The organism is Aequorivita capsosiphonis DSM 23843, from assembly GCF_000429125.1.
Classification (GTDB): Bacteria; Bacteroidota; Bacteroidia; order Flavobacteriales; family Flavobacteriaceae; genus Aequorivita; species Aequorivita capsosiphonis.
Genome location: NZ_AUBG01000011.1, coordinates 1 through 12,683, shown reverse-complemented (window position 1 = coordinate 12,683; position 12,683 = coordinate 1). Strand labels below are relative to the sequence as shown.

Genomic DNA, 12,683 nt, shown 5'->3' with positions numbered 1-12,683 from the left:
ATGGCTAATGAAGGTTTTTTTCAAAAAGTCTATGAAGTCGCAAAGCTTATTCCGTATGGAAGGATTACTTCTTATGGTGCCATCGCGAACTATTTGGGCGCCTCTGGTAGTGCCCGCATGGTTGGTTGGGCATTGAATGGAAGCGACAAAGAAAACGTTCCTGCTCATAGAGTTGTAAACAGAAAGGGTTTGCTTACGGGCAAGCACCACTTTCAAGGTACAAACCTAATGCAGCAACTTTTGGAGAGCGAAGGAGTAGAAGTTGTGGATAATCAAGTGCAGGATTTTGATAAACTCTATTGGGATCCGATGAAGGAACTATAAAGGGAATTCTCCAGTCAAAATAGCTGAAATTTTAATCTTTTATCAAGACTTTGAAATCTTTATATGTTGACAATCCGAATTATAATACCCTAATTTTTATAAAATTCACCAATAGTAGTAATAGAGTGTTGCGAGAATTCACAATTGATCTATGGACAATTTGGGTTTATGGAATTCGCCAATTACTTTGTCTTTGGAAATTAATTCTTATAATTATCGCGATATAATTTATTGCCACTTATCTCTTTAAAATACAAATCATAAAGAGTATATTTGCACTTTAGAATGAATCTAAATATCGTATATAAAAATGAGTATTTCAAAACAAGATGTCCTAAACGCCTTAGAAACAATTACAGTTTCGGGAGAAGGAAAAAATATGGTAGATAGTGGTGCAGTTCAGAATGTTGTAACTTTTGCCGACGAAGTAATTGTTGATCTAAAACTTTCTACACCAGCGCTTCATATAAAAAAACGTGCCGAGGCAGATGTTAAAAAGGCTATTCACGAAAATGTGGATGGCAATGCCAAAGTCCAAGTAAATATAAAAATAGAAGCACCAGCAAAACCACAAAACCCTAATTTAATAAAAGGGAAACCCATTAAGGGAATTCAGAATATTGTTGCAGTAGCCTCTGGAAAAGGAGGCGTAGGTAAATCTACCGTTACAGCAAACTTAGCAGTCTCACTTTCAAAAATGGGATTTAAGGTAGGGATATTAGACGCAGATATCTATGGTCCCTCCATACCGATTATGTTTGATGTTGCTATGGAAAAACCACTTTCCGTTAATGTTGAAGGAAAAAGCAAAATGAAGCCAGTGGAAAATTATGGTATAAAAATACTTTCCATAGGCTTTTTCACTCAGCCCGATCAAGCAGTAATTTGGCGTGGTCCAATGGCAGCAAAGGCTTTAAACCAACTTATTTTTGATGCGGATTGGGGCGAACTTGATTTTATGTTGATAGACTTACCTCCTGGAACGGGTGATATTCATCTTAGTATCATGCAATCCTTGCCTATCACGGGTGCGGTTGTGGTAAGTACACCACAAAACGTTGCTTTGGCAGATGCTAGAAAAGGAGTAGCGATGTTCCGACAAGAAAATATAGATGTTCCCGTTTTGGGAATTATTGAAAATATGTCCTTTTTCACACCTGCGGAACTTCCAGAGAATAAATATTATATCTTTGGAAAGGAAGGTGCTAAAAATTTGGCCCAAGATCTGGATGTACCATTTTTAGGAGAAGTTCCATTGGTACAAAGTATTCGGGAAGCAGGTGATGTTGGTAGGCCAGCAGCTTTACAGACCGCCACACAGATTGAAACATCTTTTGAAGAGATTACAAGGAATGTAGTTCAGGAAACGGTTCGTCGAAATGAAAACCTTCCGCCTACTGAAGCTATAAAAATTACTACAATGGCAGGTTGCAGCGCCGTAAAAAAATAATATGACAACGCAGGAACTAACAATAAAAGTAGAGCAAGCTTTGGACGAAATTCGTCCGTTTTTGCAAAATGACGGAGGCGATATATCACTAGTGTCAATTGATGATGATAAAGTGGTTAACGTCCAATTATTGGGTGCCTGCGTAGGATGTTCGGTTAACCAAATGACTTTAAAAAGTGGGGTGGAAATGACCATAAAGAAATATGCCCCACAAATAGAAAGAGTGGTGAATGTTTCGTAATGATGACAATCGTCATTTATTCAAAATATTTTTACCATTAATTTTGAACGAAAATTAAGAGAGAGTCTTCCATGATAGAAACAGATATTCTCATAATTGGGGCAGGACCTACTGGTCTTTTCACCGTTTTTGAGGCAGGATTGCTTAAATTGAAATGTCATTTAATTGACGCACTTCCACAATCAGGTGGTCAGTGCACAGAAATATATCCCAAGAAGCCTATTTATGATATTCCAGGTTTTCCAGAAGTATTGGCTGGTGATTTGGTAAAAAATTTAATGAGGCAGATTGAGCCGTTTCAGCCAGGTTTTACGCTGGGTGAACGTGCAGATACTATTGAAAAATTAGACGATGGTTCCTTTATAGTTACTACAGAGAAAGGTACAAAACATCACGCACCTATTGTTGCCATTGCTGGTGGCTTGGGTAGTTTTGAACCTCGCAAACCCCCTATAACCAACCTTTCCAATTTTGAAGACAAAGGCGTGGAATACATTATTCGCGATCCTGAATTATACCGTGATAAAAATGTAGTCATTTCTGGCGGAGGAGATTCTGCCTTGGATTGGAGTATATTCTTGACTGATGTTGCAAAAAGCGTCACTCTTATTCATCGTAGAAATGAATTCCGTGGAGCATTAGACAGTGTTGAAAAAGTACAGGAACTTAAAAATCTGGGTAAAATTGAGTTGATAACTCCAGCTGAAGTTGTTGGCTTAGTGGGAACTAATAAATTAGAAGAAGTAGTCATCAAACGAGGGGCTGAGGTCTTTAACCGTGAGTGTGATCACTTTATTCCTCTTTTCGGACTTTCTCCGAAATTGGGTCCTATAGCAGATTGGGGCTTGGAGATTGAAAAAAATGCCATTAAGGTTGATAACTCCCTAGATTATCAAACCAATATTCCGGGTATCTATGCCATAGGTGACGTAAATACCTATCCTGGAAAATTAAAACTGATACTCTGCGGTTTTCACGAAGCTACGTTAATGTGCCAAAGTGCCTATCAGCGTATTTTCCCAGATAAACGATATGTGATGAAATACACCACTGTTGGCGGCGTAGAAGGTTTCGATGGAAGTAAAAAAGAAGCACCAAAAGCTATTGTAAAATCGATTGATTAATTCCCGAAAATCCAAAAGGGAAACCACCTTTTCTTTTTCCTGCAGGTTGTCATCGCGTGACACAAAGCAATCTCCTTGTAGGTCTAAACTCATCATCTTCAAATGAAAGATATCAAAATCACTATCATAGATCGTCAAGGGGTAAAACATCAAGTTGACGCTCCAACCGATATGAATATGAATATTATGGAGTTGGTTCGTTCTTATGAACTAGCACCAGAAGGAACTATAGGCATTTGCGGCGGAATGGCGATGTGTGCTTCTTGCCAATGCTATGTTCAGAGCAATCACGAACTTCCAGAAATGAGTTATGATGAAGATTTAATGCTTGCCGAAGCTTTCCATGTGAAAGACAATAGCCGGCTAAGCTGTCAAATTTTTATAAAAGAAGAACTCAATGATCTCCAAATTGAATTAGCTCCCGAAGTTTAAGATTGTTGCACTTAAATTTTTCTTAAAAAAAATACTTCGTTTTATTTGTATTTAGTCTAAATAAACTACTTTTGTCCCCTAAATAAAAAAAATGAAGGGATTGATATTGACGCTCACGGTCCTAGTGGGTGGGAGTTTATTCTCACAAACCGCACCGGACTCTGTTTCGGTTGCACAATTAAAGAAAGAAATAAAGCAGGAATTGAGGGAAGAGCTTAAAGCCGATTCCAATCTACAGAAAACTCCTGCATTCAGTTTTAAGAATTTTACGCTAAAAGGTTTCGGGGCAGTCAACTATTATCATTACGATTTTGATACCGATCCCTCATTAAAAGACAAGATAGATGTTGAGCGCTTGAATTTATATTTAGGCTATTCGTTTTCCGACAAGATCAGTTTAAAGACTGAAGTTGAATTTGAACACGGCGGAACTGGAGCTTCTATTGGTTTTGATACTCAAGAAGAATTCGGTGAATTCGATCAGGAAATAGAAAAAGGAGGCTCGGTAAAACTGGAGCAAATATATATAGATTTTAAAATTGCACCTTATTTTAATGTTCGTGCGGGAAGAATGAAAGTGCATTTTGGACTTAGTCAAACTCTGGATGAGCCAACGGCCTATTTTACTTCATATCGTCCAGAAATGGAAAATGAAATTCTACCCTTGGGCTGGTATGAAAATGGTGTTCAGTTTTATGGAAGCTTCGCAAAACGATTTTCTTATGAAGCTTCTATTGTAAGTGGTTTAGATGCTTCTGGTTTTTCGTCACGTGGCTGGATAAAAAATGGATACCAACAACGCTTCGAAATGTCAACGGCTGAATCTTTTGCTTTTGCAGGACGTTTAGATTACCATTTTGGCACGCACGACGATACATTTTTTGGTGTGGCTGGATATATAAATGATGCCGCTGCCAACCGTCCCAAAAAGGATATGGACAAAAGTGCGTATGTAACTTTGGTGGAGGGCCATGTAAGTTATAACGAGAAAAATCTTCGTTTTAATGCAGTTGCTTTATACGGTAACCTCGAAAATTCTGATATTGTCTCAAGAAAAAATGCAAATCTTTCCAATAATTTGGGAGTGAAACGTACGCCCGTAGGTAAAAATGCCTTTGGGGTTTCTGCCGAAGTAGGTTACAACATATTGCCCTTGTTTGTCACCAATACGGAGCAGATGCTTTACCCTTTTCTTCGTTATGATTATTACGATACTATGCAAAATGTGGAAGGTGCGATTGTGAAAAATCCACGTTGGCAACGCACCGCCTTTACAGGTGGAATAAACTGGTTTGTCCATCCGCAGATTGTGTTAAAGGCACATTATTCTGATCGCAGATTGGGATCAGAAAATTACAATCCTTCCACGCTTGAATTCACTGGAAAGAAACAACACGAAAAAACATTTTCGGCCGGAATTGGCTTTAAATTTTAGAACCTTTCAAAATAAACCAATAAATAAATCAACATGAAAAAATCAATATTAGTCTTTACTTTATCTACAATAGTAGCTTTTGGATTTACCAGTTGCAGCGACAACGATGCGCCAGAGGAAACTCCAAATAACAATAATGAACTTTATAATGAAGTTTTAAAAGATCTTTCGCTAGATGTTATAACTTCCACATATAACCAGCTTTATATCAATTCGATTGCATTGGAAGAAGCTGCTAACGCAATGAGTGTTGGTGACGAAGCTGCTTTGGAAGATGCAAAAAGCAAATGGCAAGATACGCGTGCGCCTTGGGAAGAATCAGAAGGTTTTTTATACGGACCTGTAGATACCGAAGGAATTGACCCCGCAATAGATTCTTGGCCTGTGGATGTAAATGCTATCAATAATGTTTTAAATAGTAGTAATGCTATAACACAGGCATTACTTGAAAGCAACAACGAGGCACGGGGTTTTCACACTTTGGAATATTTCTTCTGGGGCTTGAATGGCGATAAAACAGCAGCGCAACTTACCGCTCGCGAAATAGAATACATAAAAGCAGCCGCTTCAGATTTACGCTCAAACACAGAACAATTGTACTTTGGATGGTTGCCTTCTGAAGGTAATTTTGCCAATAATTTTGTTAATGCGGGTGAAAGCGGATCTGTATATACTTCAAAGACCAATGCACTTTCAGAAATTGCAGAAGGAGTTACAATAATTGCAGACGAAGTTGCCAATGGAAAAATTGAGGAGCCGCTTAATGGAAACAGTGGTGGACCAAAACCTGCAGCTGAAGAATCTCGTTTTAGCAACAACTCTAAATTAGATTTTGCAAACAATATTCGCAGTATACAGCATATTTATTTAGGAGATTTTAATGGTGTTCAGGGTAGTGGGCTCAGTAATATAGTGAATGTTGAAAACTCAAGTCTTGATGGCGAAATTAAATCAGCTATTTCTGAGGCTATCGATGCTATTGAAGCAATTCCTGGTACTTTCACTCAAGCAATTGTAAATAACCGTGCCGAAGTAGAATTTGCCCAAACAAAGGTGTTGGCGCTTCTAATTAAGTTGCAATCGCAATTGGAACCACTTATATCGAATTTGGATTAACAAGTAATCAAAACGGGCTGCTAGCTTTTTGGTGGCCCGTTCATTAAATATTTTGAAATGAAGCCTTATTATTTTGGTCTTTTATTTTTCGTTCTTCTATTCGCATCCTGTAATAAGGATAACGATTCAGTGTATGAACCTGCACCAGAATTGCAAGAGCGCTTGATGGCGGGTGGTGAAACTACAGTTTTTCTGGCCTCTAGTAACGCATATAGTACACCGGCGGCAAATCTTTCAGGCTCTAAATTAGATTTTCATTTAGATGGTGATTTTCAGTTCGAGACCGTTTTTGTAACAGCTCCTGCCCCTGTAAATAACGGTGTGGGACCTATTTTCAACAACTCTTCTTGCATTGGCTGCCACCCTAAAGATGGACGCAGCGCTTTTCCTACAAATATAAATGCACTTAGTGGTTTCTTTTTAAGAGCAAGTATGCCAGGTATAGGTGATAATAATGCCCCCATTCCAGTTCCGGGATTCGGAGAACAAATACAAAATCAGGCTATTTTCGGTTTTGAACCCGAAGCTAAGTTTCAAGTAAGTTTTTCTCCCATGGTAGAAACACTTGCGGACGGCACGCAAGTAACACTTCAAAAGCCAACTTATTCCTTAGTAGATACTTATATTCCATTTCCTGCCGAAGCGCAACTTTCACCACGTTTGGCATCGCCTGTGTTTGGATTGGGCTTATTGGAAGCAATTCCAGAATACTATATTTTGAGCAATGAAGATGTAAATGATGCAGATGGCGACGGAATTTCTGGCAAAGCAAATTACGTTTACGATAATGTTACTGGGCAAGTTAGATTGGGTCGTTTTGGTTGGAAAGCAAATACGGCAACGGTGATGGAGCAATGTGCTGGAGCTTATGTTCATGATATGGGCGTAACTAATCCTGTTTTCCCGTTTGAAACTGGTTATGGGCAATCCAATGGCGATGATGGACTTAATGACGATGCCGAAATTTCACAGGCTTTATTAGATGAAATAACTTTTTACTGCCAAACCTTGGGCGTTCCTGCGCCTCGAAATTTGGACGATGATTCGGTTAAGCGAGGTTCTGCGCTTTTTGACCAGCTTCAATGTGCAAAATGCCATATTCCTAAAATGATATCAGGTGATTTCTCAGTGGCGGCAGTGGCCAACCAAACTTTTTATCCTTACACTGATATGTTACTACACGATATGGGTGATGGCTTGGCGGACAATCGAGCTGATTTTTTAGCTAATGGAAAAGAGTGGCGAACGAAAGCACTTTGGGGGATAGGACTTACCCAAGTTGTAAATGGGCATACTAATTTCCTTCACGACGGAAGAGCTAAAAATATTACGGAAGCTATTCTTTGGCACGGTGGAGAAGCAGAAAATGCAAAAAATAAATTCAAAAATCTTTCTACTTCGGAAAGAGGTGATTTGTTGAAGTTTATAAACTCACTGTAAATTTTTTCTGAATTATTTCAATATATTTTGAACAATCGAAATTATCTGATCAATAAACTTTTTATAAGCTACTTCTGAAGGATGCAATCCATCTGAAGCTACCAATGCTGGGTTTTCCAATCCCAATTGGGTTATTGGAGTGATGTTTTCAAAACGTACTCCTTTTTCTTTTGAAATTTTTGCTGCGAAAGCATCGTATTTTTTCAGTTCCTGGGTAATTTTTTCCGCTTTTCCAGATTTTTGTCCAAAGGGCGTAAATGCATAATCTGGAATGGAAAGCACAAGTACGTTTTCCGCTTTTCCTTTGGCAAAATCTATTGCTATATCGAGTAGTTTGGGGAATTCTTCTTCATAAAGTGCAAAGGGTTTTCCTTGATATTGGTTGTTCACGCCAATCAGTAAAGTAACCAGATCATAATCTTTTGAGGGCTTTTCAGTAGTGATAGCAGAAAGCAAATCGGTAGTGGTCCAACCTGTTTTTGCAATTATTTTTACTGAAGTTTTTTCAAGTGAAACTTTGTTCATTCTATCGCTCAATTGCTTTGGATAATTGCAATCGCTACAAACGCTCTCTCCAATAGTATAACTGTCGCCGAGGGCCAAATATTTATAAGTGGTTTTTTCTGAAGAATCGCTCTTTTTTGAAATCCCACAAGAAAATGGAATTATGATGAGAAGTATGAAAAGTATTTTATAGTGATTCATCTTTTTATCAATTTTAATTTCCAATCAGCGTTTAGAAATTGCATCCATAATTAATTTTTCTAAAATTCTTTTGTTAGTATTCTGACGCTGTAGCAAATTAGGGATTCTAATAGCGTTGGAAGATATTCTTGACTTTAAGATATACGATGAAATATGCTAGTCGGTTTTAAATGGAGCGTTAGTGAACTTTTAAGTTTTTATTTTCCATGGCCAATTCATATAGAAATTCTGGTGCAAAATCAGCTCCACAATCCCATTCAATAGTCCAACTGTTTTTTTTAAAGGTTTTAAAATAATCTATGTCTTTTAGAGGTTCGAAAACCTTCCCCGTTAAATAATTTTTCAGATTAACTATGTTCTTGGTGCCTTCATTAAACGTCAATTCAATTTGGTAATCTTCTATATATTTAGCTTTTACTATCCAAACTATGTCCATCTCTTTATTTTAAAGGTTCAACTTTTTTAGGAAGCTCATTGTTTTGACAAGCGTTCCAATTTTCCATCAATTGCTCTCTGTGTAATTCTGTCCATTCACGTAACAATTTCAGAGCTCTTTTCGGCATATTTCCTTTAACGCCTTCATGCTCCAAATTTACGATTGCTCTGTAATCTCCATATTCTGCATGGAAATGCGGTGGATTATGGTCGTTGAAAAACATTCGAATTATTATTCCATAAAATCTACTGATTTCTGGCATACTTTAAAAATACGAAAAAAATCGTTTCGATATTGAAAATAGACAAAACAGGTGGATTTTAATGCTTTGGGAATCATTTGAAAGAAATACATTGGTTAAAATTCAAAAGCCACGAATACATGAATATTTTATAATTCGTGTATTCGTGGCTTTAATAAAAATTTTGTTCTCGTCTATGAGAAAGCGTTCAGTCCGGTAATATCCAAGCCTGTAATTAATAGGTGGATATCGTGCGTTCCTTCATAAGTAATCACACTTTCTAGGTTCATAGAGTGGCGCATAATACTGTATTCACCAGTAATTCCCATTCCCCCGAGCATTTGTCTTGCTTCTCTAGCGATATTAATTGCCATATCCACATTGTTTCGTTTTGCCATAGAAATCTGAGCGCTGGTTGCGGTTCCTGCATTGCGCATTACGCCTACACGCCAAGCCAATAACTGTGCTTTGGTGATTTCGGTAATCATCTCAGCAAGTTTTTTCTGCTGAAGTTGGAACTGGCCAATCGGCTTCCCAAATTGCATTCTTTCTTTTGAATAACGAAGTGCGGTGTCATAACAATCCATAGCAGCACCTATTGCACCCCAAGCAATTCCGTAACGTGCAGAATCTAGACAGCCAAGTGGCGCGCCCAATCCTGATTTATTTGGTAATAGATTTTCCTTTGGAACTTTTACATTGTCAAAAATAAGTTCTCCAGTTGCCGAAGCACGAAGCGACCATTTGTTGTGTGTTTCTGGTGTTGAAAAGCCTTCCATACCACGTTCAACGATTAATCCGTGAATTCGTCCTTCTTCATTCTTTGCCCAAACCACTGCTATTTGTGCAAATGGAGCATTGCTGATCCACATTTTAGCACCATTCAAAAGAAAATGGTCGCCCATATCTTTATAATGGGTGGTCATGCCACCTGGATCACTTCCATGGTCTGGTTCGGTTAAACCGAAACAGCCCATCCATTCGCCAGAAGCCAGTTTTGGTAAATATTTTTTGCGTTGTTCTTCGTTTCCGTATTTATAAATAGGGTACATCACCAAAGAAGATTGTACTGATGCTGTGCTGCGAACGCCACTATCGCCGCGTTCAATTTCTTGCATAATCAAACCGTAAGAAATCTGGTCTAGGCCAGCGCCGCCGTATTCTTCTGGAATGTATGGGCCAAAAGCACCGATCTCGGCTAGACCTTTGATAATTTGTTCTGGGAATTCCGCTTTTTGGGCATATTCCTCTATAATTGGTGATACGTCACGCTTTACCCAATCGCGGGCGGCTTGGCGTACCAACTTATGTTCGTCTGAAAGTAATTCGTCAAGATTGTAGTAATCTGGAGCTTCAAATAAATCTGGTTTCATGTTTCTTAAAATTAAAGGAATGCAAATTTATGAATCGTAGGTTGATTCACCTACTTTATATAAGAAAAATGAACTAATAATGTATTTTTTTGGGTGTTTTTTATTGAAATAATAAAAGGAAAAACAATGTATTCGATATATTTGACGTTTTAACAGCATATTATGAAAAAACTAATACTTGCATTTCTTTTATTCATTCCAATTTTTTTGTTTTCGCAGCAAGTAGTTCCTATTGAAGAGTATTTGCAGTTTAATGGTCGTTTTGATTTTACCGCCTTTGGGAATACCTTAAATATTGAGGAGAATGGCGGTTTCGGTGGTTGTACTATTTTAACAGAAAGTTCAGCTGATTTTCAGTTAGATCCCGGGCAAACCTTTGTTTCCGCACAGTTGTATTGGGCCGGCTCTGGGAGTGGAGATTTTGATGTAAAACTTAATGGAACCAGTATAACCGCTGACCGTACATTTGCACTAACTGCAACATCGGGTTTGAATTACTTTTCAGCATACGCAGATGTTACAAATATTGTTGCTCAGAATGGAGAAGGCGCATATACATTTTCAGATCTGGATTTAACAGGGGTTATAGGTCCATACTGTGCTGGGGGAACTAACTTTGGAGGTTGGGCCATTATTATTATTTATGAAGACCCTAGCTTGCTGCTAAACCAAATAACACTATTCGATGGTTTGGATTATGTAGGCTTAAACCACAATAATATAAATATTAGTCTAGAAAACATAAGTGCAGCAACAGATGTAGCAGCTAAAATTGGTTTCTTGGCTTGGGAGGGAGATTCAGGTATTGCTGTTAACGAAAGTCTTAGGCTTAATAATATATTGATAGACAATCCTCCGCTAAATCCCGGTAATAATGCATTTAATGGGACTAATAGTTATACCAATTCCTATGACCTTTACAATATGGACTTGGATTACTATGACCTTCAAGGGTTAGATATTATAGAGCCAGGAGATGATCAAATCGATATCCAATTAAGTTCGGGTCAGGATTTTATAATGGTAAATAATATTGTTGTTAGTGTGAACTCTGAATTACCTGATGCGACCATAACGATTGATAATCTTGGGGTTCTTTGTGAAGATCGAAATATAGAGGTTAATTACACGGTTTCGAATGCCAATAGTACTGCTCTTTTACCAGCAAACGTTCCTATTGCCTTTTATGCCGATGCGGTACTATTGGGACAGACACAGACGCTCAATGACATCCCGATTGGCGCTACTGAAAGTGGCACTATCAATTTAAATATTCCTGTAGGAACACCTCAAGTATTTACATTAAAAGCTGTCGTGGATGATGATGGCAATGGAAATAGTACTGTCTTAGAAACCAACGAGGGCAATAATGAATTTGAACAAGTTGTAGATCTTTCCCAACAAGGCTTGTTGATTTCCGGAGCTGAAGAAAGTTGTGAGGGGCAAACCGAAACCCTAACTGCAAATTTTCCCGATCTAGATGAATATAATTGGTTTCTCAATGGAAACCCTTTTGGTGGAAATACACCAAGTATTCAGGTAACACAATCGGGAGATTATTCAGTAAGTGGAAGTTTAGGATCTTGCGTTGTAGAGGAATCACCTGTATTTACGATTACTTTTACTCCTCCCCCCACCATCAACGATACCCCGGAGCCCTTGGTCACCTGCGACTCTGACAGCAACGGTTTCACGGATTTTTTCCTCCACAGTGCCGATGGGGACATCACGATGGGCGATCCCACGTTGACTGTCACTTATCATTACACGGAACTGGATGCCCAGACCAACGAGGGTATCCTGCCAGAGCCCTTTGAAAATATTATCCCTTATAACGATGTAGTCTACGCAAGGGTTTCGAGCGCGAACACGGGCTGCTATGCCATCGCGGTGCTGGAGCTGCAGGTGCGCGACAGCCCGGTACTTACCGAGCCCACGCCGTACCGTCTCTGCGATGACGACGCCGATGGCTTTGCCATCTTTGACCTGACCACCAAGGCGGACGAGATCCTTGGCGGGCTGGATCCGTTGGAGAACGATCTTTATTATTATAGGCTGGAGCAGGACGCCATCGATGCGGGGAATGCCGCGCTGGAGAACCCTGATTTTTCAGGTGCCATACAGAACATAACGGCCTACCAGAACCAGGTCCAGAACACCCAGACCCTTTATGTGCTCGGGGTTGGTACCGATACCAACACCAGCCCGAACAACGGCGCCCAGGGCTGTTATGATATTGTGGAGCTGGAGCTGATCGTGGACCCCATTCCCTTGGTGGTAGAGCCCGCGGACTATCACCTGTGCGACGATACCCTGAACGGCAGTACGGTCGATGACCAGATAAGCACCTTTGATCTTACCACGCG

The 12,683-nt window shown here is 39.1% G+C and carries 13 protein-coding genes; 9 read left to right on the top strand and 4 right to left on the bottom strand.

The window, feature by feature from the left end:
- The 8 genes from G440_RS0109150 (at position 1) to G440_RS0109115 (ending at position 7,562) form a co-directional block, all read left to right on the top strand.
- Complete coding sequence (locus tag G440_RS0109150) at positions 1-324, top strand: MGMT family protein (protein WP_026451031.1); 324 nt, start codon at positions 1-3, stop codon at positions 322-324.
- Between the two features lie 310 nt (positions 325-634).
- Positions 635-1,774 (top strand): Mrp/NBP35 family ATP-binding protein, encoded by a 1,140-nt coding sequence (locus G440_RS0109145; RefSeq protein WP_026451030.1) that lies wholly within the window; start codon positions 635-637, stop codon positions 1,772-1,774.
- Between the two features lies 1 nt (position 1,775).
- Positions 1,776-2,015 carry a NifU family protein gene (locus G440_RS0109140; RefSeq protein ID WP_026451029.1) on the top strand — a complete coding sequence of 80 codons (240 nt, stop codon included), beginning with the start codon at positions 1,776-1,778 and terminating at the stop codon, positions 2,013-2,015.
- A 71-nt stretch (positions 2,016-2,086) separates the two neighbouring features.
- Positions 2,087-3,139 carry an NAD(P)/FAD-dependent oxidoreductase gene (locus G440_RS0109135; RefSeq protein WP_026451028.1) on the top strand — a complete coding sequence of 351 codons (1,053 nt, stop codon included), beginning with the start codon at positions 2,087-2,089 and terminating at the stop codon, positions 3,137-3,139.
- A gap of 102 nt (positions 3,140-3,241) precedes the next feature.
- Positions 3,242-3,571: a 2Fe-2S iron-sulfur cluster-binding protein gene (locus tag G440_RS0109130; RefSeq protein WP_026451027.1), complete on the top strand. Its 330-nt coding sequence runs from the start codon at positions 3,242-3,244 to the stop codon at positions 3,569-3,571.
- Positions 3,572-3,662: 91 nt separating this feature from the next.
- Positions 3,663-5,006, top strand: coding sequence for a porin (locus G440_RS0109125; protein ID WP_026451026.1), 1,344 nt, complete (start codon positions 3,663-3,665; stop codon positions 5,004-5,006).
- 33 nt (positions 5,007-5,039) lie between these two features.
- Positions 5,040-6,122 (top strand): imelysin family protein, encoded by a 1,083-nt coding sequence (locus G440_RS0109120; RefSeq protein ID WP_026451025.1) that lies wholly within the window; start codon positions 5,040-5,042, stop codon positions 6,120-6,122.
- A 57-nt stretch (positions 6,123-6,179) separates the two neighbouring features.
- Complete coding sequence (locus tag G440_RS0109115; RefSeq protein ID WP_026451024.1) at positions 6,180-7,562, top strand: di-heme oxidoreductase family protein; 1,383 nt, start codon at positions 6,180-6,182, stop codon at positions 7,560-7,562.
- 12 nt (positions 7,563-7,574) lie between these two features.
- On the opposite strand, the gene G440_RS0109110 is transcribed toward G440_RS0109115, so the two are convergent.
- From G440_RS0109110 to G440_RS0109095, 4 genes are all read right to left on the bottom strand, one after another.
- The gene (locus G440_RS0109110; protein ID WP_034259345.1) at positions 7,575-8,267 is read right to left on the bottom strand and encodes an SGNH/GDSL hydrolase family protein; all 693 of its coding nucleotides are present in this window, start codon (positions 8,265-8,267) and stop codon (positions 7,575-7,577) included.
- A gap of 178 nt (positions 8,268-8,445) precedes the next feature.
- Positions 8,446-8,703, bottom strand: coding sequence for a DUF2442 domain-containing protein (locus G440_RS19735; protein WP_034259309.1), 258 nt, complete (start codon positions 8,701-8,703; stop codon positions 8,446-8,448).
- Between the two features lie 4 nt (positions 8,704-8,707).
- The gene (locus G440_RS0109100; RefSeq protein ID WP_026451022.1) at positions 8,708-8,965 is read right to left on the bottom strand and encodes a DUF4160 domain-containing protein; all 258 of its coding nucleotides are present in this window, start codon (positions 8,963-8,965) and stop codon (positions 8,708-8,710) included.
- Positions 8,966-9,138: 173 nt separating this feature from the next.
- Complete coding sequence (locus G440_RS0109095) at positions 9,139-10,317, bottom strand: acyl-CoA dehydrogenase family protein (RefSeq protein WP_026451021.1); 1,179 nt, start codon at positions 10,315-10,317, stop codon at positions 9,139-9,141.
- 162 nt (positions 10,318-10,479) lie between these two features.
- Here G440_RS0109095 and G440_RS20655 point away from each other — a divergent pair.
- Positions 10,480-12,683: CARDB domain-containing protein (locus G440_RS20655; RefSeq protein WP_051285253.1), on the top strand; the 2,204-nt coding region annotated here is incomplete at its 3' end.

Bases quoted from the DNA above. Each gene is read 5' to 3' on its own strand.
- G440_RS0109150 (WP_026451031.1), top strand. From the start codon at position 1: ATGGCTAATGAAGGTTTTTTTCAAAAAGTCTATGAAGTCGCAAAGCTT.
- G440_RS0109145 (WP_026451030.1), top strand. From the start codon at position 635: ATGAGTATTTCAAAACAAGATGTCCTAAACGCCTTAGAAACAATTACA.
- G440_RS0109140 (WP_026451029.1), top strand. From the start codon at position 1,776: ATGACAACGCAGGAACTAACAATAAAAGTAGAGCAAGCTTTGGACGAA.
- G440_RS0109135 (WP_026451028.1), top strand. From the start codon at position 2,087: ATGATAGAAACAGATATTCTCATAATTGGGGCAGGACCTACTGGTCTT.
- G440_RS0109130 (WP_026451027.1), top strand. From the start codon at position 3,242: ATGAAAGATATCAAAATCACTATCATAGATCGTCAAGGGGTAAAACAT.
- G440_RS0109125 (WP_026451026.1), top strand. From the start codon at position 3,663: ATGAAGGGATTGATATTGACGCTCACGGTCCTAGTGGGTGGGAGTTTA.
- G440_RS0109120 (WP_026451025.1), top strand. From the start codon at position 5,040: ATGAAAAAATCAATATTAGTCTTTACTTTATCTACAATAGTAGCTTTT.
- G440_RS0109115 (WP_026451024.1), top strand. From the start codon at position 6,180: ATGAAGCCTTATTATTTTGGTCTTTTATTTTTCGTTCTTCTATTCGCA.
- G440_RS0109110 (WP_034259345.1), bottom strand. From the start codon at position 8,267: ATGAATCACTATAAAATACTTTTCATACTTCTCATCATAATTCCATTT.
- G440_RS19735 (WP_034259309.1), bottom strand. From the start codon at position 8,703: ATGGACATAGTTTGGATAGTAAAAGCTAAATATATAGAAGATTACCAA.
- G440_RS0109100 (WP_026451022.1), bottom strand. From the start codon at position 8,965: ATGCCAGAAATCAGTAGATTTTATGGAATAATAATTCGAATGTTTTTC.
- G440_RS0109095 (WP_026451021.1), bottom strand. From the start codon at position 10,317: ATGAAACCAGATTTATTTGAAGCTCCAGATTACTACAATCTTGACGAA.